This is a genomic window from Thermococcus sp. ES12, from assembly GCF_012027515.1.
In the GTDB taxonomy this organism is placed as follows: Archaea; Methanobacteriota_B; Thermococci; order Thermococcales; family Thermococcaceae; genus Thermococcus; species Thermococcus barossii.
The window spans coordinates 285,961-311,937 of sequence record NZ_SNUP01000002.1 but is presented as its reverse complement, the minus strand read 5'-3'; the positions used below and the strand labels follow the sequence as shown (position 1 = coordinate 311,937).

The following is a 25,977-nucleotide window of genomic DNA, read 5'->3' as shown; positions in this document are numbered from 1 at the left end:
TAGTTAGGAGAGCTTAAGATAATCCGGGAAGGTTTTAGTAACAATTCTTTAGAAAAGGGGGTGATAGAATGAGCGAGCTCATCGGTCAGATCGTGCAGGTTCTCAAGGAGCAGGTCGTCCAGGACACCGTTGTTCCCAGGAACATAAGGCGCGCCGCCGAGCAGGCCATAGAGGCCCTCCTCGACGAGAGCAAGGAGCCGGCCGTTAGAGCGGCCGATGCCATAGCGATCCTCGAGGAGATAAGCGAGGACCCGAACATGCCTATGCACACGAGGACGATCATCTGGGAGGTCCTCGGTGCCCTTGAGCAGGTCAAGTGAGCGTTTTTCTTTTCCCGCTCATTTCCTGCGTTTGATCAGTCTCTTCTGCTTAGGTACCACAGTTTGGCGCTCTCCTCCACAAGCTCTGCCTTGTAGAACGCCTCCCTCAGGCTCCTCCCCACGGTAACTATGCCGTGGTTCTCCATGATGGCGGCGTCGGAGTGGCATATAGTTTCCGCGACAATCCTGGCCAGCTCCTCAGTTCCAGCGGGCCTGAACGGCACTATCGGGATTCTCTTCAGGTATATCTCGGCCTCGGGGGTTATTATGGGAAGCTCGACATCGATGATGGTGGAGGCGGTTATGGAATACGGCGGGTGGAGGTGCGCTATTGCCGTCACCTCCGGCCTCTTGTGGTAGATCTCCAGGTGGAGCCTGTATTCGGAGGAGGGCCTCACGCCGGAGACCTGCCTCCCTTTCATGTCGATTACGGCAATCTGTTCCCCCGTCATGTCGTCCATCACCGCTCCGGTGGCCTTGATGAAGACGAGGTTTCCTTTTCTGATGCTCATGTTTCCTCCAAATGCTGCCGTAAGTCCCCTCTCGTGGGCCAGCCGGGAGTACTTCACGAGCTGGGCTTTGATGGCCCTGCTCATCCTCTCACCACCTTCACGCCGTAGCCGCAGTCTTGGCAGTAGGCCTTCTCCCCTTTCCATGCCAGCTCCCCGCCGCATATCGGGCAGGTGTGGATGTCTCCCTCACCCCTCCAGCGCTCGTAGGTTTTGCCGTCGATGACGAGGAAGAGCCCCTCCTCATCCTCCTCGAAGTGGCCCAGAACCGGGTTGCTCTCAAGTTCAAGCGTCTCCCCGTCTATGATTATCGGCTCGATTCCAACGTTGCCCTCGTACTCCAGGTCGTTGGTCGGGAGTATCTCAACGACGAAGGCTTCGAGCTTTTTATCGGGATAGGCTATGACCTCCAGCGCGTCGCTGAGTTCACCGCTGGAGGAAATCACATCGATCACGATGGTCTCCTCCCTCGGAAAGACGAGCGCTATCAGAAATTTACTCCTGTAAACCCCAAGCCCCCTGTCGAGACAGACCTCCTCAGGGCCGAGGTCCTTCAGCATCTCGCGAAGCTCGTCGCCGCTTGGCAGCCTGCCCTTCCGTCGTATGAACTCTCCAATCTCCTTTGCGAGCGGCATGGCGAGAGTAACGGGTTCGTAGAGCTTCATGTTCCCACCTCCATTAACTCGGGAGAAAAATTTATAAACCTACCCGGGGCACTATGGAACGGGCTGACTGTAGGGTCCCGCGGTAGCCTAGCCTGGGAGCGGCGGCGGACTGTAGATCCGCAGGTCCCCGGTTCAAATCCGGGCCGCGGGACCACCAGAATTCTAAAGTGTCTTCTGAAACCTTAATCTGTCGGGTTCTCTCGTGTTCGCTGGGAATCGTTGGACTTTTATGCGTGGCCGGTTTTGAGAGTTGGTACTTCGCAGTGGCATCTTTGCGGGAAAAAACTTTTTAATCTTTGGCGCCGTGTTAAACTCTGGTGTTTAAAATGGGGAACCGGAGCTTTCTCACCGAGCAGCAGATTAGAATCCTCCGCCTGCGAGCCAGGGGCCTGAAGCAGAGTGAGATTGCGGAGATGCTTGGCACGAGCAGGGCAAACATAAGCATCCTTGAGAGACGAGCGCTTGAGAAGATTGAGAAGGCGAGGAACACGCTCCTCATCTGGGAGCAGATAAACTCGAAGATAAGCGTCGAGGTCAGGAAGGGTGAGGACATCTTCACGGTCCCGGAGAGGCTCTTCAGAAAGGCGGATGAGCTGAGACTTAAGGTTCCCTACAGCACCGCCGAGATAATAGCCTTCCTCGTGGAGCATGCCCCGATAAGCGACAGGATAGCGAAGCGCGACTTCACGCTTTTTCTTGACGCGAAGGACAGGCTCAGGATAAGCGAGTGCCTACTTGAGGATTTCGATAAGGTAGGGAAGCAGGAGTGACGTGAAGACGCCGTTCAGGGCCATAGCAAGGCCGCTTACCGCCCCCGCCAGCTCATCCTCAAGGATTATCCTCGCCGTTCCGAGGCCGTGCGAGCCCACGCCCATCGCCAGACCGCGGGCTATTCTGTCCCTCACCCTCGCAAGGTTGAGGAGCTCCGGGCCGATGGCGTTGCCCATTATCCCGGTGAGTATCACGAGAACCGCGGTTAAAGCTGGAATGCCCCCTATCTTCTCGCTTATGCCTATCGCTATCGCGGTTGTAACGCTCTTCGGTGCTATGCTCAGGAGAACCTCCTCGCTCCCGCCGAGGAGCTTAGCGATGTAGAAGGCGCTGAGGATTGCGACAGTTCCACCGACGGCTATTCCCAGGGCTATCTCCTTTGAGTATGCCCTTATAGTGTCCCTGCCCTTGTAGACTGGAACTGCGAGGCTCACCACCGCCGGCCCAAGCAGGAACTTGAGTATAACCGCGCTGTCCATGTAGCTCCCGTAGGGTATCCCGAACCATTTCAGGATAACCGCTATCGTGATTATAGAGAGAAGAACCGGGTTCGTGTAGAACGCCCTTCTCCTGGAGTGGAGCTCCGAGAACAGGTAGAAGACCACCAGGGTGAGGGTTATTCCCAGCGGGTTCACATTTCATCCCTCCTGAGGAGGTCGACGGTCTTCGCCGTGACGAGGAGCGTTACAACGAAGCTTATCACCAGTGCCCCGAATATCGGCACCGCCTGGCTCTTTATCAGGCCGATGTAGGTGACTATCCCGACGCCGGGAGGCACGAACATGACGCTCATGTTCCTGACGAAGAGCTCGGCCTCGTTTTCAACCCACTCCAGCCTGATGGCACCGGTGAGGAGCGCCCCCAGGAGGAAGAGCATGCCGAGCACGCTCCCGGGTATCGTGAGGTTGAGGGCAAAGCTCGTGAACTCACCCAGGGCGTAGAAGCCGAATATTATCGCCAGTCCGCGGTAGGGCCTCATGCTTCAATTTAAGATGTCTCTGTATAAAAGCATCCCGGATGATGCGAAAGGCCAATAAGTCCCTAATGCGCAACACCTACGGTGATACAATGCTCATGAGGGACTACAGATTTCCCCCAAGATACGGTCCGGAGTGGGGCAGCGGTGGGATATTCGGGCTGAGGTACCACAACGGTGTCCTATACTACGCCCTCGCCTTCGAGGCCGAAGCGCACTTCATCGACGTGAAGACCGGCGACGAGAAGGTCTACGACTTCACCCTCCTCGGGGATGCCCCGACGAGCGGTGGCGACACCTACAACGCGGTCGAGGCCGTTGACGAGTTCATATACTTCGGCGGCTGGGTTCACGCCCCCGCGGTTTACCGCGAGGAGAGGAGAATACTCTTCCACAACAAGTACTCCCACGTCCACGTCTACGACACCGAGAACGACTCCATAAGGCTCCTCTGGAAGGACTCCATTCACCATGAGACCGACTGGGCTGGCGAGGTGGGAGATATACTCTACGACCCCGCCAACGACAGGCTCCTCATTGCGAGGGAGGACGGTCATGCAAACCTCGGAATCTACGCCCTTGACAGAAGGACCGGGAAGGCCGAGGCCCTGATTCACGAGCCATCCCTCAAGGGGACGATAGTCCATGATACTGCCTTCTTTGGCATCGGCAACAACTTCACTGAGGGGCTGAGGGAGATACGGGCCCTCGACCTTATTGGGGGAAGGTGGAGTGCCTTCAAGCCCGGTGAGAGCGTTGACGGACGGCCATACATAAGGCCCGAGTACGGCCCCCTGGCGAGCGCCTACAACAGGGCCTTCGCCTTCGTTCGCGGTGGGGTTATAGCGGGAAACCCCTTTATGGGCGAGGACTTCCGCTTCTTCCGCCTCTTCGAGTTCTACACCTTCTACGCCCCCTTCAGGGTGAACGCGATAAACCTTGGGGGAGGAATCCTCACGGCCTACAACGCCCACCACGACGCGGTTTACAGGCGGGACTCACATGCAGGGGGCATGGAGTGGACTTCGACGAACACCATACCGGGCCCCAGCGTTTTGGTATACCTCTCCCCGCCTATGGTCAAGATAGTGGGGGCCTTTGGGGCCAGGGTTACGAGCATAGAGAAAATGGACGGGAAGCTGCTCGTTGCCACCAACACCACTCCAAACACTGGCTCAACTGAGGCGACGCCCTTCGACACCGGCAACAGGGACATTGTGGTTCTCGATGAAAAGATTATCCAGGAAAATCCCCCCACGGTAAGCTTCTCCCTTCCGCTGGCACTCCCGAGCATGGCGAAGAACCTGGGGGCCGGAACCTTTGGAGGAATCCCCCTGGACGGCTACCGCGAGCCGAGGATGGTTCTCTACCTGAGCGGGGACAACAGGCTGACCGTCCACGAGTACGACCTCTCACTCCCTGGGGGAGAGGCTGTTAGCGAAACCTTCGAAGTCAAGAGGGGCAAGAATATACTCGATCTGGATTCTTTCAGCGGCATCGTGAGCTTTGAACTGGAAAAACCGGAGATGAAAGGAAAGGTAAGGATAGAGCTTCGGTGAGTTCTTTCCTTCACGATTCCATTTTTCCGAGGATGTTGTTCCATGAGTAGCTGGACTCTATGAGCTCCCCGACGGTTACGCTCTCCTCCCTGACTATCTCCGGCTCAAGGTCGCCGAGCCTCTTGAGGAGCTCCTCCCTGGGAAGGGCTTCCTCGTCGAATATCACGAAGCCGTTCTTGGCGTAGCCGTTGATGAAAGCCCTCCAGACCCTTTCGTCCTTCAGGAGTTCGTACTGCTTCGCCGTTGCCCTCTCCCAGTCTATGCTTCCGAACCTGAGGAACAGCTTGGTGAGCCTTTTATCAGGTTTGACCGTCATGCCACCACCTCACTCCTTCGTCTTTATCGTTCCGAAGTAGTCCTCTATGTCGATGTACGTCTTTCTGTAAAGCTCGCTGCTCTTCATGCTCTCCACGAACTCCCTGGTCCTGATGTACTTGTCCTTCTGGTACTCCCAGTCCGGATGGAGGGCCTTCCACTCCTCCCAGGTGTAGCTGAACTGGGCCTGCACCTTGTCGCGGTAAAGCTCTGGAATCACGTTGAACGTACAGAACGGCACTATCCTTCCGTCGGGCATGGCGTAGTGGATGACGCAGCGCTCCACCCTCTCGACGTCGTAGTTGTACTCGTCCATGAAGTGCATCATTCCGAGGAAGAGCGAGTTCATGTGGAACTTACCCAGTGCATCGTAGTTCCCGTACATGAAGGCGTTCTTTATGAGGTCGAGCACCTTCAGTCCCTTGGGGGCGTACCTGTCATCGTAGAAGCTCTTGAACTTGACGAAAATCTCCGCACCGAGCTTGAGCTTCTGGAGCCTTCCGAGGTTCTTCCACTCCTCGATTTCCTCGGCCTTGCTTTCCAGGTATTCTACGAAGCCTTCAACATCCAGGAACCTGCTTATTGGAACGACCCTCTTGTTCTCGCGGTCGAGGAAGACGTAGGTGGCGGCACCACAGCAGTAGTGGCTGGTCATGTAGTAGCGCGAGCCGGTGAAGGCCTCAAAAAAGCGGGCTATGTGACCGGCTATTGGAATCGGGTACCAGTCCTCCATGGCTATGGTTCCGTTGGTCTGCTCCTCTATGCGCTTTATTGCCCCCGGAATCGTTATCCTGAATCTCTGGCGCTCCTTCCTGGGAACCCTTCCGACGAGGGAAATCGGCTGGAAGTTGACACCCCTGACGATGTCGAGGTGATTCAGGCCGAAGTTGATTATCGCACCGAGCTCGTGGTCGTTGACGTTCCTTATGGTTGTCGGCACGAGGACTATTCCCGGCCCGTTGGCCTTTCTCACGTTCTCGAAGATGAGCGGAATCTCCCAGTGGTTCTTCCAGTTGGTCTGGGGCGTCATTCCATCGTAGCTCAGGTAGAGAACGTTAACTCCCGCCCGCCTTACCGCCTTAACAAGCTCCGGCTCGAAGGCGAGCTTTATTCCATCGGTGTTGAGCTGGACGTGGTCGTAGCCTTCCTCCTTGGCAATCTTGATTATCTCGATGAGATCCTCCCTCAGTGTCGGCTCGCCGCCGGTGAGCTGGACGGCGTTGGCACCGACTGGGTGCTCCTTCTTGGCATTGCGGAGCATCATCCGAATCTGCTCAAGTGTCGGCTCGTAGATCGGCTGACCCTCCTTTGCGTAGAAGAAGCAGTACCAGCAGCTCAGATTACAGCGGTTGGTGAGCACTATATTGAGCAAACTGGTGTGGGAGCGATGCCTCGCGCAGAGGCCACAGTCCAGGGGGCAGTTGACGCCGGAAGCGTCAACGTTGGTGCTCATGAGCTTGAAGTCGAACCTCCACCTCTGGAAGCGATAGTACTGCTCAACATCCTCGTAATACACATCGGTTATCATACCTTCGGGACAGCGCTTCGTTATCCAGACCTTACCATCCTTCTCCCATACAAGGGCAGGGACGACCCTCCTGGTCTCGGGACAGAGCGAGTACGTTCTGTGCGGCAGCGGTCCGCCGTAGGCCCTGCTGGCCTTTTTGAGCATCTCCTCGAACTGCTCCTCGCTTATTTCGGGGAACTCGATTATGTCCCTGATCCTCCTTGTTAGCTGGTTGAATTCCTTTTCGCCGCTGGGCACTTCACCAACGCTCTCTGCCATGCTACTCACCTCTCCAACTTTTGTCTTTGGTCATTTATCCAATCACCAGGTATAAAAACTTTTGCGTAAATATGAAGATTTTCCTGCATATCTATGCCCCACATCTGGGTAACGGGCTAAGGGTTAAAAGCACACGGGCAAAGTTACTCCGGTGGTTAGATGCCGGCGAGAGAAATGAGGATGGAGATGTTCCTTCGCGCTTTGCTGAGGAGGGACTTCACCAAGGCGAAGGCCCACCTGGAGAAGCTCCAGAAGATGGCGGGTTCGGACGAGTGGGGCAGAGGTTACGGTAAGGCGATAAACGGCTTTATGAGCGCCCTCAAAGACAACGACACCGATGCCCTCATAGTCCAGCTGATCAGCGAGCATGACAGGGAAAAGGCCGAGGGACTGCTGAGGCACTTTCAGAGTATCCTGGAGCACGAGTTCCGCGATGAGTACGAGAAGGGCTACTACACCGCCTGGGTCGAGTTCCTCAAGGCTTATTTAAGCCAAAAGACGCTCGCACTCAAGAGATGAGGTGTTCCCATGGGGAAGGAAGAGGCCATGAGAAAGCTCGAAGAGCGCATAAGGAACTGCAGGAAGTGTCCGCTCGGAGAACTCAGAACCAACCCCGTTCCTGGCTCCGGTAGCTACGACGCCAAGGTGATGTTCGTTGGTGAAGCCCCCGGCTACTGGGAGGACCAGAAGGGCCTGCCCTTCGTCGGACGGGCCGGAAAGGTTCTTGACGAGCTCCTGGCTGAGATAGGTCTGAGCAGGGATGAGGTGTATATAACCAACATAGTCAAGTGCCGGCCGCCAGAGAACAGGGACCCGACGGAGGAGGAGATAAGGGCCTGCTCGCCCTACCTGGACAGGCAGATAGACATAATCCGGCCCAAGGTCATAGTCCCGCTCGGCAGGCACTCCATGAGGTACATCCTGGAGAAGTTCGGCTTTGAGCCCGAGCCGATAAGCAAGATACACGGAAAGACCTTTGAGGCTCGCACCCTATTCGGGAAGTTCGTCATAATGCCGATGTATCACCCGGCCGTTGCCCTCTACAGACCTCCACTGAAGGAGGAGCTAAGGAAGGACTTTCAGAGGCTTAGAGAGCTGATAGAGGGCCAATTATGAAAGGTCCTTCAACTTTCAAATACTCTTCCGAGTGAGTGCGCCTTTCCTAGCGTTTTTTAAGCCTTAAAGTTTCTTTACTGAAGCTTTTCTGGGAAAGATTTTTATGGTATTGGTGCGCATTATTGTACCTGAGAGCATGCATTAATGCAGGGGTACACCAGTATTCATCAGAATGCAGAAAACCCGGTTCAAATGTATGGAAACGACCCACGGGATTTTCGGAAACATGTCATTGTGTCAAAAACTTTTCAGGAAACCTTATATTCCACCCAAGGATTCCAAGGCATGATATTTAGGTGGGGGTGAAACCGTGTCGGATTTCGGAGTGCTGTCTCTGCTGCCACCGCTGGTGGCTATTATCCTGGCGATATGGACGAAGAGGGTTATCCTGGCTCTGTTCGCCGGTGTCTGGATTGGAGGCGTAATGGTCTCCGGCTGGAACCCGGTGACGGGAACCACCCAGACCCTCGACTGGATAGTCGGCAACGCCATCGATGACTGGAACGTCAAGATACTCCTCTTCGACTTCCTCATCGGTGCCGGCGTTGGCCTTATATACAAGTCCGGAGGAGCGATGGCCATAGGCCGTGCCCTCGCGAGCAAGGTGCGCTCCAGCAGGGGAGCCTCGGTTATGGGATGGCTCCTCGGCGTGCTCATATTCTTCGATGACTACACAAACACCATCATAGTCGGTAACACCATGAGGCCCATCACCGACAGGACGAGGGTTTCCCGTGAAATGCTTGCCTACATAGACGACTCAACCGCGGCACCGGTTGCGGGGCTGGCAATAGTCTCGACATGGATAGGCTACGAGGTCGGTCTCATAGGAGACGCCTTCAAGGACCTCAACGTTGACTACGGCGCCTACGTCGCGTGGATGCACAGCGTTCCCTTCAGGTTCTACTCGATACTCGCGATAATACTAGTCTTCATCGTGGCCTTCACCCACAGGCACTACGGCCCGATGCTCAAGGCAGAGATGCGCGCGAGGACGGAGGGCAAGGTTCTCCGCGACGGCGCGAAGCCACTCATGACCACCGAGATTGACCTCGGCATGCCGAAGGAGGACGGCAGCGTCCACATATTCATCTGGCCGATACTGACGCTGATATTCGTCACCCTCTACGGCATGTGGTACACCGGCGGCGGGAGCGAGGCCTATGCCGAAGGTGGTCTCATGGAGGTTCTTGGAAACTCCGACTCGGCCCTTGCGCTTCTCTGGGGTTCCTTTGCCATGGTCGTGGTGGCGTTCTTCCTCGTGCTTGCCATGAAGCGCATGACCATCGAGGAGGCTGAGGACGCCATCGTCCGCGGAATGAAGCAGATGGTCATAGCCAACACGATACTGCTCTTGGCTTGGAGCATCAAGAGCGCCACAGATGCGGTTGGAACCGCTCCCTACATCGTTGACCTCGCCAAGAGCGCCGGCGTTACCGGTAGCTGGGTGCCACTGATAGTGTTCCTCATCTCCATGTTCATCTCCTTCACGACTGGAACCAGCTGGGGAACCTTCAGCATCATGCTGCCCATCGCCATACCGCTCGCCTACGGCGTCACCGGCTACGTCGGCCCGGAGGTCTTCGCGGCCATCGGTGCGGTCTTCGCCGGCGGTATCTTTGGTGACCACTGCTCCCCGATAAGCGATACGACGATCATGAGCTCGATGTTCTCCGGCTCCGACCACATCGACCACGTCACGACGCAGGTGCCGTACGCGGTAACTGCATCGGGCGTCGGCATAATACTCTACCTGCTCTTCGGCTTCGGTGTTCACAGCTGGGCAGTGCTCCTACCCCTAGGCTTTGTACTCCTCATCGGAGCATGGTACTTCCTGAGCGAGTGGTACGGCAAGAAGTACGGGATACCACACGGCAAGGTTCCGGTTTACGTGGCCGAGGACTGAAATTTTCTTTTTTCCTTTCTCGCCACTTTTAAAAGGCCGAGGGAGTACTCTTCTTGGAGGTGAAAGCTTGCTCGTCAGAGCCTTCGTTCCAGCGCATATAACGGCATTCTTCGTACCGGTGTTTCACGATGACCCGTTAAAGGCTGGCTCCCTTGGGGCCGGGATAAACCTTGACAAGGGGACCAACGTCTTCGCGAGCATCGAGACCGGAACGCTTGAGAGGCACATCCACATCGCCTTCAACGGCGAGCCCGTGAAGAGGGAAGAGGCAATAATCAGCTACTCCGTCGCGGAGAGGCTCGTTCCCAACGACTTCCTCGGCGAGGTTGAAATCTGGCAGTACTTCGACTTCCCGAACGGCCACGGCTTCGGGAACAGCGCCGGTGGTGCCCTGGGAACGGCCTTAGCTTTGAGCTACGCCTTCGGCGGGACGTGGCTTAAAGCTTCTCAGCTTGCCCACGAGGCCGAGGTGAAGCATAAGGGCGGCCTCGGCGATGTCATAGCCCAGCTCTCCGGCGGCATAGAGGTTCGCGTTAGGGCTGGAGGCCCCGGGGTGGGCGTGGTGGACAACCTCTTCTTTGAGGACTACAGGGTTCTTGTAGTCCCTCTGGGGAGACTCTCGACAAGGGAAGTCCTGGACGGGGACGTGGTTGATGCAATAGAGCGCGAGGGAAAGCTCGCCCTCGAAAACCTTCTCAAGGATCCGAGGCCCGAGCGCATGATGGCCCTCGCGAGGGGGTTCGCCGAGAAGACCGGCCTTTTGAGCGGTGAACTTCTTGAACTGGCGAGGCAGCTGGATAAAGTTATTTCCACCCCCAGCTCAATGATAATGCTCGGAAGGGGCCTCTTCGCCCTTCTCAGGGAGGACGAGGTGGAGAACGCCATAAACCTCCTCTCCGACCTCGACCTGCCCTACGACGTGACCGGAATCCATGAGGGCAGGCCGAAGGTTGGCAGGTGGGTTGGCTAAACCCTTTTATCCCTCTGTGACAACTCCATTTCAGGTGGTGAGTATGAGGTACTCCGAACTGGCCGACCTTTACAAACGCCTGGAAAAAACTACCCTCAAGACGCTAAAGACAAAATTTGTCGCCGACTTCCTCAAGAAGACACCCGATGAGCTCCTTGAGATAATTCCCTACCTCATCCTCGGCAAGGTCTTCCCGGACTGGGACGAGAGGGAGCTTGGTGTGGGCGAGAAGCTCCTCATAAAGGCCGTCTCCATGGCCACCGGCGTTCCGGAGAGGGAGATAGAGAACTCCATCAAGGACACCGGCGACCTTGGAGAGAGCGTTGCCCTGGCGCTCAAGAGGAAGAAGCAGAAGAGCTTCTTCAGCCAGCCGCTGACGATAAAGCGCGTCTACGACACCTTCGTGAAGATAGCCGAGGCCAGCGGGCAGGGGAGCCAGGATAAAAAGCTGAAGTACCTCGCCAACATCTTCATGGACGCCCAGCCGGAGGAGGGCAAGTATTTGGCCAGAACTGTCCTCGGGACGATGAGGACGGGCGTTGCCGAGGGTCTCCTGAGGGACGCCATAGCCGAGGCCTTTAAGGTAAAGGCGGAGCTGGTTGAGAGGGCCTACATGCTCACGAGCGACTTCGGATACGTGGCAAAGGTTGCGAAGCTTGAGGGTAACGAGGGGCTCTCGAAGGTTCGCATACAGGTTGGAAAGCCGATAAGGCCGATGCTCGCTCAAAACGCGGCGAACGTGAAGGAAGCGCTTGTTGAGATGGGAGGGAAGGCGGCGTTTGAAATCAAATACGACGGCGCTCGCGTTCAGGTTCACAAGGACGGCGAGAGGGTGATCATCTATTCCCGCAGGCTGGAGAACGTTACGAAGTCCATTCCGGAGATGGTCAATGCAGTGCTTGAAAGCCTGAAGCCCGAGAAGGTCATCGTCGAGGGTGAGCTCGTTGCCGTCGGGGAGGGCGGAAAGCCGAGGCCATTCCAGTACGTTCTCAGGCGCTTCAGGAGGAAGTACAACATCGAGGAGATGATAGAGAAGATTCCCCTGGAGCTGAACCTTTTCGACGTTCTCTACGTTGACGGGGACGGGCTGATTGATACCCCATTCTCCGAGCGCAGAAAGCGGCTTGAAGAAATTGTGAAGGGGAGCGAGAAGATAAGGCTGGCGGAGCAGCTTGTGACGGGAAGTGCAGACGAGGCGGAGACGTTCTACAAGAAAGCCCTTGAGCTCGGCCACGAGGGGCTGATGGCCAAGAGACTCGATTCCGTCTACGAGCCCGGGAACAGGGGCAAGAAGTGGCTCAAGATAAAGCCCACCATGGAGGACCTGGACCTCGTCATCATCGGCGCGGAATGGGGCGAGGGAAGGCGCGCACACCTCCTCGGCTCCTTCCTGGTGGCCGCTTTCGACCCGCACAGCGGCGAGTTCGTCCCTGTTGGAAAGGTGGGAAGCGGATTCACGGACGAGGACCTGGCGGAGTTCACGAGAATGCTCAGGCCACTCATAGTCCGCGAGGAGGGCAAGTTCGTGGAGATAGAGCCTAAGATAGTCATCGAGGTTACCTACCAGGAGATTCAGAAGAGCCCCAAGTACAGGAGCGGTTTTGCCCTGAGGTTCCCGCGCTACGTCGCTTTGAGGGAGGACAAGAGCCCGGAGGAGGCGGACACAATTGAGCGCATAGCCCAGCTCTACGAGTTCCAGGAGAGGTTCAAGGCGAAGAGGTGACCTCGCTTTCCTCAGTTTCTTCACCGTTTTCCCACATTTTGCCCGTTTCTTCGCCTTCCTCGGGAACCAGTTTTCCGGCCAGCTCGGCGGCCCTCTTCGCCATGAGCGGGGTCGCGAGAAGGAAGCCTGTCGAGAGGCCCGCCAGGTAAGCGATCGCGTTTCCCGAATAGCCGTCCACCATGGCCAGGGAGGGGAGGTCGTAGAGGGCGTGGGCAATCATTGAGAAGGCCAGCCCGGCGAAGCGCTTCCATTCCCTCTCTCCGAGCAGGAAGCCAACCGTGATTGCCGCCCAGGTGGCATGAAGTCCCATCAGGACGATTCTGACCCCGACGAGGTATGCCGGCTGGTTGAGGGCGAAGATTCCCGCGGTGTAAAATATCCCCTCCACAATGCCAAGGAAGAGGCCCGCTCCGATGACGAGCTTCCACCTCTCCCATTCCGGCGAGCGCCCGAAGAACTTCAGGGGCAGTAGCTTCACAGACTCCTCGATTATCCCGGCAGCGAAGGCCAGCGCAATCCACGTCTTGAGAAACAGTAACGGCGCCTCAAGGATTGACGCCATGACGAGGCCCAGTAGCCCGAGGGCGAACGAGGGAACCTTCCAGCCGCTCTCTGGAAAGGAGCGCCACCTCTGGAGGGTGTACCTGATCGCCAGAAGAACGGACAGGCCCCCGACCACCGTTATGATTCCGAAGTAGTATTCGATGACCCTCTCCGGTGTGAGCATGGTACTTTCTTACCGTCCTGCCTTATTAAAGTTGGCCCCAACTTTTTTAAATCTCGTGTGGATTTTCCTCTGGAACTGTCACAAAATTTACACGAAGGTGTTCAAGATGGAGAATGGAAAGACCAGACTCATAGACATGTTCTTCTCCGAGGGGGCGGTGCTCTTCGGCCGTTTCGTTCTCACCTCCGGCAGGGAGAGCGACTACTACATCAACGTGAAGAAGCTGTCCACAAATCCCAGGGCGCTGAGGATAATCGCGAGCCTGATGGCCGAAAAGGCCAGAGCGCTTGGCATAGAGTTCGACCGGGTCGCCGGCCCGGAGCTGGGGGCGGTACCGATAGCAACGGCGCTATCGCTGGAAACCGGAAAGCCCCTCGTCATAGTCCGGAAGAAGCCCAAGGGGCACGGCACCGGGAGCCAGATTGAGGGTGAAGTGAACCCCGGCGATAGGATACTCCTGGTCGAGGACGTGACGACTACCGGCGGGAGCGTTCTGCGCGCGGCCGAGGTTCTTGAGAATGCCGGGGCGGAGATAGTCGCCATAAGCGTGGTGGTGGACAGGGAGGAAGGCGCTGCCGAGAGAATAGGGGAGAAGTACCGGTTCATACCCCTTGTCACGGTTTCAGAGCTTTTTGCCCGCAGGCGCTCTTCCGGAGTGCAGGAATGAGGTTATGGCCTCGTAGAGCCTGTGGAAGAAACCCTCCTTTTTCTTCCTTCCGAATATCCACTCGTCCAGAACAGAGCCGGCCTCGCTGATGGCCTTTGAGGCAGGTGCGTGGGGCGCGTAATCCAGAACTGGCCGGCCCATATTGGTGGCCTCGGGAACCTTGTAATCGTAGGGGATTATGCCCACGACTGGGACGTCAACGCTGTACTCAAGGAAGTCCACCACGTCGTCGACGTTGGCAGAGGATTCCCTGACCTTGTTGATGATTACGCCCACCTTTAAACCGTAGGCCTCGCCGAGAGTCTTAAGCTTGATGACCTCGTTCTCCACCATCCGGTGTACCGAGTGTATCGGGCAGCGTTCTATCTCGAGTATGATGATCTGGTACTGGGCGAGCCTGAACGTTGATATCGTGTCGAAGGGTATTCCGACCGGGGAGTCTATTATAGTCATCCTGTATCTGGCCGAGATTTCCCTCACGATGTCTCTGAGGCGCTTGTTGTCGAGGTCAAGGACGTCGTACAGCCTTGAACTCCCCGGAAGGACATCAACTCCCGTATTCACATCGTGGTAAACCGCGTTGAGCACCCGCATCTCCGGATTCTTTAGGAGGGTGTGGAGGTTGTAAACGGGATTGTATATGCCGAAATGGAACGCCAGCTTCGGCAGGTACAGGTCGCCATCTATGACAAGAGTTCTGTAACCGTTCTTGGAGAAGTAGGTGCTCAGATTGGCAGTCATTGTGGTCTTTCCTGCCCCGCCCCTTCCGGTTATGACTACTGACACCACCTTCTAGCCCTCCGTTCGTTCCCCTTATTCCCACAAAAATTATTGAAAGGAATCAGAGGTAATCCTCTATTGTCTTGGCCCTGACCATTATTGAAGCCTTTTTCTGGCCGTAGAAAACCTCCACCAGGCCGTCGGATTCAAGCTGCTTAACTGTTTTGAGAACCGCAGGCATTGGAGTTTCAAGTTCGGCGCTTAGTGCCTGAAGCGCCACGGCCCTTTTCTTGGTAGCAAGGGTCTTGTAAACAACATCCTTACGCCTGCCGAACATCAAGGGCACCGATATCTAATTACTTCCTCCTACTAAATAAACCTTCTGGGGCGGAGTTCGGCACATGTACAAAAGGCAGGTTTATAAGGCAGCCGCTGGATGGGAAACCATGCGGGGAGTGGTCGAAGGACTCGATATGGAAGGCCTGGGCGTGGTGAGGCTTGGGAAGAGGGAAATCCACGTTCCGTTCACCGCACCGGGTGATGTTGTGGAAGTCAGGAGATGGCGGAGAAGGAAGAGAAGGCTCATAGCCACCGATTTTGACGTCGTGGAACCCTCCTCAAACCGGACCGAGCCGGGTTGTCCCTACTTCGGAACGTGCGGTGGCTGTCTCCTTCAGCACCTTCCGTACAGGGAGCAGGTCAGATTTAAATCCGACAAATTGAGGGAGATTTTAGGATTTGACGTCGAAGTTATTCCGTCTCCGAAGATATACGGTCACAGGAACCGCATTGACGTTGTCGTTTCGACAGCGGGGATTGGATTCAGGAGGCGCGGCACTTGGTGGGACGCGGTTGACATCGAGTGGTGTCCCGTTTTTGGTGAATCCAGCAGGAGGGTTCTCAAGTCCTTGAGAGAGTTTATAGAAGACCACACACCCACTCTGTATGAGATACGGAAGAACAAGGGGTTCCTGCGCTACATCGTCATCCGCGAGGGCAAGTTCACAGGTGAGCTGATGATCAATCTGGTCACCTCCGAGGGGAAGCTTCCCGAGGACTTTCCCGAGTACTTCGACTACGCCGATTCCATCTACTGGAGCGTCAACAGGACGCCGAGTGACGTCTCCTACGGCGACGTTGAGAGGTTCTGGAAGGGAGAGTTCATAAGGGAGCGCCTCGACGATGTCACCTACCTGATCCACCCCAACAGCTTCTTCCAGACGAACAGCTATCAGGCGGTTAACCTGGTTAGGAAGGTGGCGGGGCTAGTGGATGGGGAGAGGATTCTCGACCTCTACTCCGGCGTTGGGACGTTTGGCATTTACTTGGCGAAGAGGGGTTTTTCGGTTGAGGGCATCGAGGCGAACCCCTTCGCGGTGGAGATGGCCAATCGGAACGCCGAGCTGAACGGCGTTGAGGCAACCTTCCGTGTCGGTGAGGATAGGGACGTCGAAAATCTTTCGAAATACGAGACGGTAATCGTTGATCCGCCAAGGGCGGGGTTGCATCCCAAACTGATAAAGAAAATCTTAAAAGACAAACCGCAAAGCATCGTTTACGTCTCCTGCAATCCAAAGACTCTTCGGGACAATCTCGACGCTTTATCGGAGGGATACGCGGTAGAGACCGTCGTTGGGCTTGACATGTTCCCTCATACGCCTCACGTGGAGACGGTTGTCAAACTTAAACTCAAGGTTTAACTTTAGAACCAACAGGTTCAAAAACTTAATATACCTAGTCTGCATAACTGTAAACAGAGGTGATGAAAAATGCTTGATGAAAGGGACAGGATTATAATCGAGATGCTCACCAAGGATGCCCGCACTCCGTTCACGGAGATAGCCAAGGTTCTTGGCATAAGCGAGACCGCAGTCAGGAAGAGGGTCAAGGCCCTCGAAGAGGCCGGCGTCATAAAGCAGTACACCGTCGTGGTGGACCCATCGAAGCTCGGCTACAACCTCGTCAGCCTGACTGGCGTTGACACGCTTCCCGAGAAGATATTCGAAGTGGCCAGCAAGCTGAAGGAGTTCGAGTTCGTGAGGAGCGTCTACCTCACCAGCGGTGACCACATGATAATGACCGAGGTCTGGGCCAAGGATGGGGAGGACCTTTCGGACATAATCTCCAACAAGATAGGCAAGATAGACGGCGTTACCAAGGTCTGTCCGGCGATAATCCTTGAGAAGCTTAAGTGAGCTCTTCTTTCTTTTTGCTCTTGAAAGAATTCACCTTAAGCTCGGCGGTGTATTCAGCCGGAATCTCGTTGGTGTTTTCGACTAGGGCTGATACCGTTATCGTGTCCCGGGCGGTACAACGGTTTTACTGACCTTGGATAGGACTGCCGGAATACATGGACGGAAAGAATTATGGTGCGGTGGCCGGGATTCGAACCCGGGTTACCGGCTTGGGAGGCCGGTGTCCTAGACCAGGCTAGACTACCACCGCCCTGGCCCGGCTAATATTAAGCCCCCCGGTCTTTAAAAGCTTTACTTTCTTCACCGGGCTTCCTTGCAACGATGAGCCTTACTATGCCCCTGTAGTGGCTCTCCTCGTGCTCGATTTCGAAGTATTTTCTCGCAAGAACGTGAGTTTCCCTCAGTGTGTTGTCGTCGAGGAGCACCCCAAGGAGAATGTCGAGGGGCTTGAGGAAGAGCCAGTTCAAAAGCCGGCAGTCGCTCTTCGTATGCTCCAGGAAGATCGCCCTTCCGCCAGGCTTAAGAACGCGGTGTATCTCGGCCATAGCCCTTTCCGGGTTCGGGACGGTGCAGAAGACGAAGGCTGAAAGGACGGTATCGAAGCTCCCGCTTGGGAACTCCAGCTTTTCGGCGTCCATAACGTAGAAGTTTGCGTTCAATCCGAGCTCTTCCGCCTTTTTCCCGGCTATCCTGACCATTTCCGGCACTGCGTCAACTGCGTGGAGCTCAATGTCGGGGGGATAGTAAGGGAGCATCTTCCCGACGCCTACACCGACCTCCAAGACTTTTCCCTTGACAAACTCTGCCGCCCTCTTCCTGAGCGGACAGAAGAACCTATCCAGAGGTTTTTCCAGGGCATCGTATCTCTCGCCCAGCCTCGCGTACTTCTCCCGGAAGCCCATGAACCTGGCTCTCCACTTCCCGTTAAAACCCTTGCTGGGCAGGATTGGGGAGTCGGCAGGCTTTTAAGGCCAAAGGGCAAAGCGGGCGTGGTGATGCTCATGCCGTACCTGCTCATAGAGCACCTTGAGGAGCTGCGTGACTGGGTTCTCCTCGAATACAGGCACGCGAGCGAGTGGTGGGGAGAAAAGCTGATATTCACGAACGTTCTGCCGGAGGAGAGGGAGGAACTGGCGAAGCTGGGAAGCGTCCTGAGCCAGAGCGTTACGGAGTTTCCCTTCGATCGCTCGAAGCTCATAATCCTCGACCCCTTCGCCGACGAGGAGCTCAAGCCGGAGGACATCGAGGAGGACAGCATAATAGTCGTCGGTGGAATCCTCGGAGACTTCGAGTTCACGGGGAAAACCAAGAAGTTCATAACCGAGAAGATTGAAGGAGCAAAGGCCAGGCACATCGGGAGCGTGCAATTCTCCATAGACGGCTCGGCGATAGTTGCAAAGCTCATAGCCGGGGGCATGAGGCTGGAGGAGATTGAGTACGAGCTGAACCCGACGATAAAGCTGGATGAGTTCAGCGAGATAACGCTCCACTACGCGGTTCCGAAGCTCGACGGGAAGCTCCTGCTCACGCCCGGCCTGATAGAACTCCAGAAGAGGGAGCTGGGCTACACAGAAACGGACGACGGGATAAGCGACGAGGAGCTTGAGGCGTTTTTCGAGGGGAAGGAGGAGCTTTAGTCCCTCCACTTCTCTGCCAGCCCCTCTACCTCCCTTCTCACCCTCTCCCTGTCGGCCTTGTCCACGACCAAGAAAACCTCTTGGACGGAGCCGTCGCTCTTGGCGACGAGCTTCAGGCCGGTCGGTGTTTCCCTCGTCACCTTGATCTCGAACCCCCGGGAATCGCTCGCGTAAATCCTGCCAGGAATCACCTTCTTAACTCCTGGAATCTGGGCTATCTCTTCGAGGGGCTTCTCAAGTCCCCTGAGAAAGTGGTGCTCCCTTTTGACGCCCCGTTTGAAGTGCCTCGGCATGGTGTCAGGAACGAGGGGATGCTTTTAGCCTTTTCTAACCGTGAAGAACCAGGTGAAGCCTATAAGTGCGAGCAGGACAACAGCCACCCAGAACTCGAGGGCGTACGTCCTCGGCACCTCGCACCGGCTGAACGTCACGTTATCGACCGTTACCACGAACCTGCTCCCCCTGGCCTCCCCGAGGGAAAATGCCCTAATGCTTCCATCGTAGTAGAGAACGGAAACCTCCGAAATCCCGCGAACGGAGACGCTCTCGTTTCCAAAGGCCAGCATTTCGCCCGTGGAATTGGCATCCGGGGCGAAGTAGTGCGTAACGTCCGGTGGTACCAACAGAATCGCGTTCTCAAGTTCATACGCCCTGAGATGACCCGCTTCCTTGGCATCCCACAGATGCTCGGCAACGGCCCGGAGGGATAGCTCTACCCCCTTCTCAGGAATTTTAAGCTTTCCGTCGGCTACCTCGGTATTCAACGGTTTCGGCGGCTTCTCCGGTTCGTCCCCCTTCAATTCAACGCCCCACGAGCCCTTGACTACGGTTACTCCTCTGAAGTATGTGCCGCTCTCTGTTTCCCTCAGGTCGAGGATTCCGGCGGTGGCGTTTCTGGCGACATTGATGGCAAGGAGCTCGTTCTCGGACACCTGGACCACCAGGTATGGCACGGCCACGGCGAAGTTGGGCGAACCTTCCAGATTCGTCTTCACCGATGTGACCCTCTCAAAGCAGTCCTCACCCATTCTATAGACATCCACCATCCCGTCATTCGGGGCAAAAACGTAGTAGAATCCTCTGTACCAGTAAACGACCGGCATGTCCAATGATCCACCGATGAAATACGCCCCGGTCGAGTTCACGTAGAAGTTGTAGTGGAAGTACCCGGTGGGAACGAGCGCACCGCTCATGGAAGTGGAATATGGGACATAGACGAGTGAGAGAACGGCCGAATCGCCGTACACCGCTAAAACGTGAAAGTCAACGCTCTCTGCCCCAAGGTAGTCGGCACAGACACCGGAAAGGAACGAAAGGAGAACCGTGAAGATGAGTGAAAGGGCCAGACTCCTCCTCATTGTCAGGCCCTCTTCCTGACCTTGACGGCGACTCCCTTCTTCGCCTTAACCATTTCCTCGCCGCTCAGGACTGCCTTTCCGACACCGACAACTTTCCCGTCCCTGACGATTCCCACTATGTCGTCAGGTCTTATAGCTGGGTCTGCCTCATCAACTCCCACCGCGAAGACGTCGCCGCGAAGCTCAAAGTCTATCTTCACCCAGTAGCCCCCAACGGCGTCGTATATCCTCTGCATTCCGTATGGTGTAACACTTATCACACCGTCCCTGAAGGTTCCGGTCTGCTGGCCGTCGACAAAGAGGCGGAGCATCTTGGAGCCCTTGACTTTACCGTCCTCCGGCAGGACGGCCTCTCCGGCTCCGGGGCCGAAGTAGAAGTCGAAGACCTTCCTTATGCCCTCGAAGTAGCGGTAGGTCCTGTCCTCCTTCGTCCCCTCAATCTCGAACTCCCCGAGGGTTTCAGTCAGTGACCTGAGACTCTCCCTGCTCGTCGTGCCGTTCTCAACGCGGGTGAAGGTTATCTCCCTCCCGCTCATCTCGCCAGCGAGCTTTGCAATCTCGACGTAGGCCTCGTCAAGGTGCGCTATGATCGGAACGTCCTTCGGGTACTTCTCCAGTGTCTTCGCGAGGAGCTCTGCCGCTGGTTTAATCTCCTCCTCGCTCCAGTGGCCGGTGACGACTATGTCATACTTTGCTAACCACTCCCACTCCCTCGGCACGACGCCGAATGGGGAAGTGAGGATAAGCTCGTGGACCCTGGCAATGCCAGAGCCGAGGGCCTCCTTCACAGCTTTGCGGTAGAGGGTGTGTGAGCGCGAGAATGAATAGGGCTTTTTGGCCGAGCAGGGGAAGAGGAGCACAAGCTCGGTGTTCATCGGTGGGACGAAGCGCTCAGCAACGCGGGAGTGCCAGCGCTTAACTTCGGGCCTCCTTATCGAGGCTTCGCTTATGAAGTAGACCGTCTCCCTCTGGATTGGAGTGTATTTCTCAAGGTAATCCCCGTGCTCCAGGTCGGCTATCCTCAGAATCCCCGCGTGGTACTGGGTGTTGAAGAAGTTCTCGACGAGGTAGCGGAGCTTGCCCTCTTCAATGGCCCTCCTGACGAGCAATATGGTTTCCCTCGCGAAGTCGAGGGAGTTTGGTTCCTTATCCCAGAGGAAGGGGCTGTACCCGGTGAAGCCCTTGCCCTCGAAGTCGTAGAGCTTGAGCGAGCGCGTTTCAAAGGCATCGACGCCAAGGTAAACTGCCAAGGGGTAGAAAAATGGCTCTAAATCGGCGATTATCATGAGGTTGGGGAACCTCTCGCGGAGTTCCCTTAAAATCGTCACGAAGTAGCGGTATTCCCTAACGAGTATCTTAGTGTTGCCGAGGTAGACGGCCTCAAAGCCATAGCGTTCGATTATCTTGAAGAACTCGGGAAGGTACTCCGTCCTCCTGAGTGCCGGAAGGTAGAAGGCGTTGAAGCCGTCGTAGTTTACGCTCCAGAGCCTTCCCAAGGCTTTCTGAATGACCTCGTCTGGCGTGTAGAAGCCGAGCGGGATTGCCGGGGCAAGGTTGAAGTCGTAGTTACCGGGCTCCTCCGGGTGGAAGAAGGAGTTGAACGGGGAGAGGGTGAAGTCTATCCCCGCCAGGGCAGGAGTTCTGAACGCATGCTCCCTAAGCCTCACGAGGCCCAGCCTTCCAGGCCCCTCGTGCCTGATGACCTCCATAGCCAGGCCTCAGACGAGATTGTAGCGCTGGAGGAGCAGCAGCTCGTCGAGGGTGAGCTTCTCACCGCGCTTGAACTTCTCCAGAGCCTCGACTGCCTTCTCAAAGCTGGCGTCCTTCTTGGAACGCATCCTGGCAACGAGTCTGTAGGCGATGAGCTCCTTGTGCCTCTCGTCGTACTCCCTTATCTTCTTCTCGATCTCGCGGAGCTCCTTCCTGACTTCCTTGATCTTTTCTCTGAGCTCAACGACCTTGGCGTGATACTCGTCGGCCTCCTTTTTGACCTCGTCGGCCTGGTTGAAGGCCTTTATCATCTGCTCGTGGAACTGCTGGCTCTGGTTGGCAAGTTTCTGTATCTCCATGCTTATGGCCCTCCTGGCCTTCTTGAGCTGGTCGACCTTCTTCCTCGTTTCCTGGAGCTTGGTGTGGAACCTCTGGGCCTGCTGGATTATCTCAAGCTCCGTCGCCAGAACCTGTATCTGGTCAACTATCTGCTTCTCCCTCTCCGGGGTTATATTCGGGTTGGTCTGGAGTTCCCACTCCAGCTTCTCTATCCTTTCCTGTATCTTCTCCGGCGGCATCTTGAGCCGTCTGAGCTGGTTGTACTCGTCCCTCTTTGTCCTGTATTCGAGTATCTCCTGATAGAGAAGGTCGAGCTTCGCGTTTATCTCCTCGCGGTTCTTCTTCAGCTCCTGTATGTGGGCGTTGATTTCATCCCTCTTGGCTTTATACTCGCGTCCCTTCTGTCTCAGCTGCTTTACCTCGTTGTTCTTCTCGTCCCTCTTTTGAATCCATATTTGAAGCTCCTTCTCCAACTCCTCCAGTTTGGCCCTTATCTCGTTTCTCTCCTTTTCAAGGGCCTCTATCTCCCTCTTGATCCTCTTAATTTCCTCTGGGTCCACTTTCGCTTGCATCTCTCTTCCCCTTCCCTCTTTTTAGAATAGCCCGTGAGCTTACTCCAAACATCTGGACTGAAAAAGGCAAGAGTAAATAAAAACTTTTTGGCTGGAATTTTGCTGGTCTTCCAAAAATGGTGGAAGTGGAGAAAGACTAGGCTCTTTAGGAGCTCTCGCCCCTCTGGGTATACGGCATGAACTCCACCGTGCCCCTCTGCTTCGTTGGCTGCTTGTAGAGTTCCATGAGGGCATAGACCTCCTCCGGAACCTCCGTCTCGACGTGAAGTCCGAGCTCCTTTGCGTGCTCGTAGGTTATCGGGTAGTCGTGCGTCCATCTGCCCTCCGTGAGCACCTGGGCAAGTTCCCTGGCCTTCTCATCACCATACCTGTCCTTCAGCAGGTTGTAGACGAAATCTCGAACCTGCTTGATGGCCTTCTCGGCGACATCTGCTAGGATAAGCGTCTGGTCGTCCACCTTATCAACGCCCTTCCTCTCGACGGCCCTGACGATGCTCGGTCCGGGATACTGGCCGAGCTGCGGGTCAACGGGACCGAGAACCGCGTGGGGGTCCATTATTATCCTGTCCGCGGCGAGCGCTATCAAAGTTCCTCCGCTCATGGCGTAGTGAGGGACTATGACCCGTGTCTCCGCCGGGTGGTCGTGGAGTGCCTTGGCTATCTGCGTCGCCGCCAGTACAAGCCCACCCGGTGTGTGGATTATGAGGTCTATCGGCTTGTCCTTGGGGGCTGAGCGGATTGCCCTCAGCACCTCCTCGCTGTCCTCGACGCTTATGAACTTGTAGAAGGGGATTCCAAAGAGGCCGATGCTCTCCTGCCTGTGGATCATCGTTATTACCGTTGACTTTCTCTTCTCTGACAGCCTCTTGAGCAGCTTCGCCCTCGCTATCTGGAGGCTCCTGTACTGCATCTGGGGCCAGAGCAGGATGTACATGAAAAACAGCCACCACAGCAGTGAACCGAAGAATCCGCTGGCTGCCTCACTCATGGTATCACCTGATAAAGAAAGGAGGGAAGATATTTATAGCCTTTGGTTCAGCTCTTTATGACCTGCGTTCCGGTCTTCCCTTCAAGGGCCTCAACGGCCCTGTCAAGGGCAGCTATGACGGCCCTCTCGCCGCCCCACTCGACGAACCTTATCGCGGCCAGAACCTTCGGCCCCATGCTTCCCTTCTTAAAATGGCCCTCCTCGTAATAGCGCTTCAGCTCCTCGACGGTAACCTTCCCGAGCCAGCGCTCGTCGGGCTTGCCGAAGTTCACCGCCGCACCGTTCACGTCTGTGAGGATCATGAAGATGTCGGCTTTAACCTCCTCGGCGAGCCTCTCGCCGGCCAAGTCCTTGTCTATAACGGCCTCTACACCCTTGAGCTGGCCGTTCTCTTCCACAACGGGAACGCCACCGCCACCGCTGGTTATGACTATGAAGCCTTTCTCCACGAGGTCGACTATCACCGGCGCCTCGACGTGGCCCTTTGGATCGGGACTCGGCACGACGCGCCTCCATCCCCTCCCGGAGTCCTCTATGACGACCCAGCCCTTCTCCTTCGCGAGCTTCTTTGCCGTTTCCTCGTCGTAGAACGGTCCGACCGGCTTGCTCGGGTGCTGGAACGCTGGATCGTCCTTGTCCACGAGCGTCTGAGTCACTATCGTTGCAACCGGCCTCTCCACTCCGCGCCTCTTCAGCTCGTTCCTTATAGCCTGCTGAATCATGTATCCTATCTGGCCCTGGGTCATCGCACCAGCAACGTCCATCGGCTGGGCCGGAATGCCGTGGACGGCCTGGCCAGCGTCCATGTGAAGGAGAAGCGCCCCAACTTGGGGGCCGTTCCCGTGGGTGATTACAACCTCATAATCGCCGTCGAGGATTATGTCCACTATCTGCTTGGCCGTCTTCATGACGTTGGCCATCTGCTCCTCGTAGGTTCCCTTTTGGCCTCGCTGGAGAATAGCGTTACCGCCCAAAGCTATGACCACCCTCTTCATAACCTCACCTCCGGGATGTATAGATACGCGAGGGAGGATAAAAACGTTCGTTAGGAGCCAGCCCTGTTCACTGGAAAAAGGTTCGAGGGGAGGGAAAATAAGTTGGCAAAGGTAAAGAATCAGCCGGGTGAAGTGGCCTAGAGATACCACTCCCGGAAGTTCCCGAGGTTTAGCCTCTCAAGCGTTTTCATGACGCCGAGAGCTATGCCCTCGACCTCTATTCCCCCGGGCGGCCTGTAGGCGTCGCCGACGATGTAAACATCGCTTATCGGGAAGTCCTCAACGGTTTGCCCGCTCGCGACCCTGTTCACGGGATTCCCGTCGAGATACGTCTGGACGAGCAGTATTTCGCCCTCCTCGTCGAGGTTCGGGAAGATGCGGTAGATGTCATCTATTCCCTTTTTTCTCTCGGATTTTAGGTTCCTGCTCTGCAAAGCGTGGTGGAGCATCACCAGCGTGTAGCCTTCCCTTGCCAGCTCCGGGGAAAGGCTGGAGGGCTCGTTGTAGCCGTTTATCCTCTCGGTGTCGAGCGTGAAGACGACGGTGTTGCCGACCCTCGGCCCACCCTTCAGGGCCACGTTGTACTTTATCCCCTCGCTCGGCCTCAGAGAATCAACGCGCTTGAGGTAGTCCCGCTCGAAGTTGTCCCTTCCGATGAGCTCGACGGTCTCCTTGATTCCTATGTTGGACACCAGCACGTCGTAGGGAAGCTCCTCGCTGTCAGCAGTAATGACTCTCTTTTTCTCGACGTCGATTTCGACGGCCCTCTTGCCGGTTATTATCCTTCCGCCGTTCATGCGGATTATCATAGAGAGTGCCTCTGGAATGGACTTACAGCCGCCCTTGACTAAGCCAGGCCCACCCCATCTCAAAGCGGCCTTAATCTCCCTCACCAGCTCCCCTGCCGGAACATCCAGCACGCTGTCGGCCCAGCCAAGGAAGCTCTGGAAGAAGAGGTCCACGAACTCGTTGTCTCCAACCCTCTCGCGTATCCACTCGCGGCCGCTCATCTCTGCCTCCTCCCCCACGGGGAGCTTGCCCCTCCTCACGTCCGCCATGAGCTTCATCGCCCTCGCCTTCTCCCTGAAGCCAAGGTACTTCCAGCCCTCGCGGTAGGAGAAGGTTCTTCCCTCGTAGAAGATCATGCCCTTCGGCTGGGAGTTGACTATTTGAACATCCGCACCGAGGAGCTTGAGGAGGTGAGCGAGGGGCCCGTTCTCGCCGTGGGGGAGCATATGAAAAGCTCCGGTGGAGAGGCCGAAGCCCTTGTACTCCAAATTCGTGAAGCGGCCCCCTATGTAAGGGGATTTCTCGATGACGGTGACATCGTAACCATTTTTAGCCAGAAACGACGCGGTAAGAAGACCGCCGATTCCCGAGCCTATGACAACCGCTTTGGCCTTCATTTTTTCCACCTACAGCGTTAATTGACTCTGAGATTATAAGAATTGCT

The 25,977-nt window shown here is 56.1% G+C and carries 29 protein-coding genes and 2 tRNA genes; 13 read left to right on the top strand and 18 right to left on the bottom strand.

The window, feature by feature from the left end; genetic code table 11:
- Positions 1–68 precede the first annotated feature (68 nt).
- Positions 69–320, top strand: a complete 252-nt coding sequence (locus E3E37_RS06465) for a UPF0147 family protein (RefSeq protein WP_014013138.1) — start codon at positions 69–71, stop codon at positions 318–320.
- A 35-nt stretch (positions 321–355) separates the two neighbouring features.
- On the opposite strand, the gene E3E37_RS06460 is transcribed toward E3E37_RS06465, so the two are convergent.
- Both E3E37_RS06460 and E3E37_RS06455 read right to left on the bottom strand, forming a co-directional pair.
- Positions 356–916 carry an aldolase gene (locus E3E37_RS06460; RefSeq protein WP_167715913.1) on the bottom strand — a complete coding sequence of 187 codons (561 nt, stop codon included), beginning with the start codon at positions 914–916 and terminating at the stop codon, positions 356–358.
- Positions 913–1,494: a hypothetical protein gene (locus E3E37_RS06455; RefSeq protein ID WP_167715911.1), complete on the bottom strand. Its 582-nt coding sequence runs from the start codon at positions 1,492–1,494 to the stop codon at positions 913–915. The genes E3E37_RS06460 and E3E37_RS06455 overlap by 4 nt, the downstream gene beginning before the upstream one ends.
- Before the next feature lie 76 nt (positions 1,495–1,570).
- Here E3E37_RS06455 and E3E37_RS06450 point away from each other — a divergent pair.
- Both E3E37_RS06450 and E3E37_RS06445 read left to right on the top strand, forming a co-directional pair.
- A tRNA-Tyr gene (locus tag E3E37_RS06450) sits at positions 1,571–1,648 on the top strand.
- A gap of 172 nt (positions 1,649–1,820) precedes the next feature.
- A complete protein-coding gene (locus E3E37_RS06445) occupies positions 1,821–2,264 on the top strand; it encodes a Tfx family DNA-binding protein (RefSeq protein WP_088865398.1) in 444 nt (147 codons plus the stop codon).
- Here E3E37_RS06445 and E3E37_RS06440 read toward each other — a convergent pair.
- On the bottom strand, positions 2,226–2,900 hold the full coding sequence (locus E3E37_RS06440) for a CidB/LrgB family autolysis modulator (protein ID WP_167715909.1): 675 nt from the start codon (positions 2,898–2,900) through the stop codon (positions 2,226–2,228). The genes E3E37_RS06445 and E3E37_RS06440 overlap by 39 nt on opposite strands.
- A complete protein-coding gene (locus E3E37_RS06435; RefSeq protein ID WP_167715907.1) occupies positions 2,897–3,244 on the bottom strand; it encodes a CidA/LrgA family protein in 348 nt (115 codons plus the stop codon). Before E3E37_RS06435 ends, E3E37_RS06440 begins: the two co-directional genes overlap by 4 nt.
- A gap of 89 nt (positions 3,245–3,333) precedes the next feature.
- Between E3E37_RS06435 and E3E37_RS06430 the strand changes: the two genes are divergently transcribed.
- Positions 3,334–4,800 carry a DUF2139 domain-containing protein gene (locus E3E37_RS06430; protein WP_167715905.1) on the top strand — a complete coding sequence of 489 codons (1,467 nt, stop codon included), beginning with the start codon at positions 3,334–3,336 and terminating at the stop codon, positions 4,798–4,800.
- Positions 4,801–4,810: 10 nt separating this feature from the next.
- Here the strand turns inward: E3E37_RS06430 and E3E37_RS06425 are convergent, their stop codons facing one another.
- Together E3E37_RS06425 and tes are read right to left on the bottom strand one after the other, a co-directional pair.
- Positions 4,811–5,116 (bottom strand): DUF3213 domain-containing protein, encoded by a 306-nt coding sequence (locus tag E3E37_RS06425; RefSeq protein ID WP_167715901.1) that lies wholly within the window; start codon positions 5,114–5,116, stop codon positions 4,811–4,813.
- A 9-nt stretch (positions 5,117–5,125) separates the two neighbouring features.
- The gene (tes, locus tag E3E37_RS06420; RefSeq protein WP_167715898.1) at positions 5,126–6,901 is read right to left on the bottom strand and encodes a tetraether lipid synthase Tes; all 1,776 of its coding nucleotides are present in this window, start codon (positions 6,899–6,901) and stop codon (positions 5,126–5,128) included.
- Between the two features lie 159 nt (positions 6,902–7,060).
- On the opposite strand from tes, the gene E3E37_RS06415 reads away from it, so the two are divergent.
- The 5 genes from E3E37_RS06415 to E3E37_RS06395 all read left to right on the top strand — a co-directional run bounded on the left by E3E37_RS06415 (position 7,061) and on the right by E3E37_RS06395 (position 12,616).
- A complete protein-coding gene (locus tag E3E37_RS06415; protein WP_167715895.1) occupies positions 7,061–7,420 on the top strand; it encodes a hypothetical protein in 360 nt (119 codons plus the stop codon).
- A 9-nt stretch (positions 7,421–7,429) separates the two neighbouring features.
- Positions 7,430–8,017, top strand: coding sequence for a type-4 uracil-DNA glycosylase (gene udg, locus E3E37_RS06410; protein ID WP_167715892.1), 588 nt, complete (start codon positions 7,430–7,432; stop codon positions 8,015–8,017).
- Positions 8,018–8,327: 310 nt separating this feature from the next.
- Entirely contained in the window at positions 8,328–9,923 is a 1,596-nt protein-coding gene (locus E3E37_RS06405) for a Na+/H+ antiporter NhaC family protein (protein ID WP_167715889.1), read from the top strand.
- Positions 9,924–9,990: 67 nt separating this feature from the next.
- The gene (locus E3E37_RS06400) at positions 9,991–10,893 is read left to right on the top strand and encodes a pantoate kinase (protein WP_167715888.1); all 903 of its coding nucleotides are present in this window, start codon (positions 9,991–9,993) and stop codon (positions 10,891–10,893) included.
- A gap of 43 nt (positions 10,894–10,936) precedes the next feature.
- Positions 10,937–12,616, top strand: a complete 1,680-nt coding sequence (locus E3E37_RS06395; RefSeq protein WP_088865388.1) for an ATP-dependent DNA ligase — start codon at positions 10,937–10,939, stop codon at positions 12,614–12,616.
- Here E3E37_RS06395 and E3E37_RS06390 read toward each other — a convergent pair.
- The gene (locus tag E3E37_RS06390) at positions 12,600–13,343 is read right to left on the bottom strand and encodes a PrsW family glutamic-type intramembrane protease (RefSeq protein WP_088865387.1); all 744 of its coding nucleotides are present in this window, start codon (positions 13,341–13,343) and stop codon (positions 12,600–12,602) included. The two genes, E3E37_RS06395 and E3E37_RS06390, sit on opposite strands and share 17 nt — an antisense overlap.
- Before the next feature lie 106 nt (positions 13,344–13,449).
- Between E3E37_RS06390 and pyrE the strand changes: the two genes are divergently transcribed.
- Positions 13,450–14,010, top strand: a complete 561-nt coding sequence (gene pyrE / locus E3E37_RS06385) for an orotate phosphoribosyltransferase (RefSeq protein ID WP_167715885.1) — start codon at positions 13,450–13,452, stop codon at positions 14,008–14,010.
- Here pyrE and E3E37_RS06380 read toward each other — a convergent pair.
- Positions 13,966–14,799, bottom strand: coding sequence for a MinD/ParA family protein (locus tag E3E37_RS06380; protein ID WP_167715883.1), 834 nt, complete (start codon positions 14,797–14,799; stop codon positions 13,966–13,968). The genes pyrE and E3E37_RS06380 overlap by 45 nt on opposite strands.
- Positions 14,800–14,851: 52 nt before the next feature.
- Positions 14,852–15,067, bottom strand: coding sequence for a helix-turn-helix transcriptional regulator (locus tag E3E37_RS06375; protein WP_088865384.1), 216 nt, complete (start codon positions 15,065–15,067; stop codon positions 14,852–14,854).
- Between the two features lie 109 nt (positions 15,068–15,176).
- On the opposite strand from E3E37_RS06375, the gene rlmD reads away from it, so the two are divergent.
- Together rlmD and lrpA are read left to right on the top strand one after the other, a co-directional pair.
- On the top strand, positions 15,177–16,430 hold the full coding sequence (gene rlmD / locus E3E37_RS06370) for a 23S rRNA (uracil(1939)-C(5))-methyltransferase RlmD (RefSeq protein ID WP_167715880.1): 1,254 nt from the start codon (positions 15,177–15,179) through the stop codon (positions 16,428–16,430).
- A 69-nt stretch (positions 16,431–16,499) separates the two neighbouring features.
- Complete coding sequence (gene lrpA / locus E3E37_RS06365) at positions 16,500–16,925, top strand: HTH-type transcriptional regulator LrpA (protein ID WP_088865383.1); 426 nt, start codon at positions 16,500–16,502, stop codon at positions 16,923–16,925.
- 172 nt (positions 16,926–17,097) lie between these two features.
- Here lrpA and E3E37_RS06360 read toward each other — a convergent pair.
- Together E3E37_RS06360 and E3E37_RS06355 are read right to left on the bottom strand one after the other, a co-directional pair.
- Positions 17,098–17,175: transfer RNA gene (locus E3E37_RS06360), tRNA-Gly, on the bottom strand.
- A gap of 16 nt (positions 17,176–17,191) precedes the next feature.
- The gene (locus E3E37_RS06355; RefSeq protein ID WP_167715877.1) at positions 17,192–17,827 is read right to left on the bottom strand and encodes a class I SAM-dependent methyltransferase; all 636 of its coding nucleotides are present in this window, start codon (positions 17,825–17,827) and stop codon (positions 17,192–17,194) included.
- A 99-nt stretch (positions 17,828–17,926) separates the two neighbouring features.
- Between E3E37_RS06355 and E3E37_RS06350 the strand changes: the two genes are divergently transcribed.
- Entirely contained in the window at positions 17,927–18,562 is a 636-nt protein-coding gene (locus E3E37_RS06350) for a hypothetical protein (RefSeq protein WP_167716347.1), read from the top strand.
- Here E3E37_RS06350 and E3E37_RS06345 read toward each other — a convergent pair.
- From E3E37_RS06345 to E3E37_RS06315, 7 genes are all read right to left on the bottom strand, one after another.
- Positions 18,559–18,855: a DUF2103 domain-containing protein gene (locus tag E3E37_RS06345; protein ID WP_088865380.1), complete on the bottom strand. Its 297-nt coding sequence runs from the start codon at positions 18,853–18,855 to the stop codon at positions 18,559–18,561. The genes E3E37_RS06350 and E3E37_RS06345 overlap by 4 nt on opposite strands.
- A gap of 24 nt (positions 18,856–18,879) precedes the next feature.
- On the bottom strand, positions 18,880–19,920 hold the full coding sequence (locus tag E3E37_RS06340; RefSeq protein WP_088865379.1) for a hypothetical protein: 1,041 nt from the start codon (positions 19,918–19,920) through the stop codon (positions 18,880–18,882).
- A gap of 2 nt (positions 19,921–19,922) precedes the next feature.
- Entirely contained in the window at positions 19,923–21,629 is a 1,707-nt protein-coding gene (gene arcS, locus E3E37_RS06335) for an archaeosine synthase subunit alpha (RefSeq protein ID WP_167715874.1), read from the bottom strand.
- 9 nt (positions 21,630–21,638) lie between these two features.
- A complete protein-coding gene (locus E3E37_RS06330) occupies positions 21,639–22,541 on the bottom strand; it encodes a coiled-coil protein (protein WP_167715871.1) in 903 nt (300 codons plus the stop codon).
- Between the two features lie 145 nt (positions 22,542–22,686).
- A complete protein-coding gene (locus tag E3E37_RS06325) occupies positions 22,687–23,529 on the bottom strand; it encodes an ATP-dependent Clp protease proteolytic subunit (RefSeq protein ID WP_088865376.1) in 843 nt (280 codons plus the stop codon).
- A gap of 47 nt (positions 23,530–23,576) precedes the next feature.
- The gene (gene arcC, locus E3E37_RS06320; RefSeq protein ID WP_167715868.1) at positions 23,577–24,524 is read right to left on the bottom strand and encodes a carbamate kinase; all 948 of its coding nucleotides are present in this window, start codon (positions 24,522–24,524) and stop codon (positions 23,577–23,579) included.
- Between the two features lie 137 nt (positions 24,525–24,661).
- Positions 24,662–25,930, bottom strand: coding sequence for an NAD(P)/FAD-dependent oxidoreductase (locus tag E3E37_RS06315; protein ID WP_167715865.1), 1,269 nt, complete (start codon positions 25,928–25,930; stop codon positions 24,662–24,664).
- Positions 25,931–25,977 lie beyond the last annotated feature (47 nt).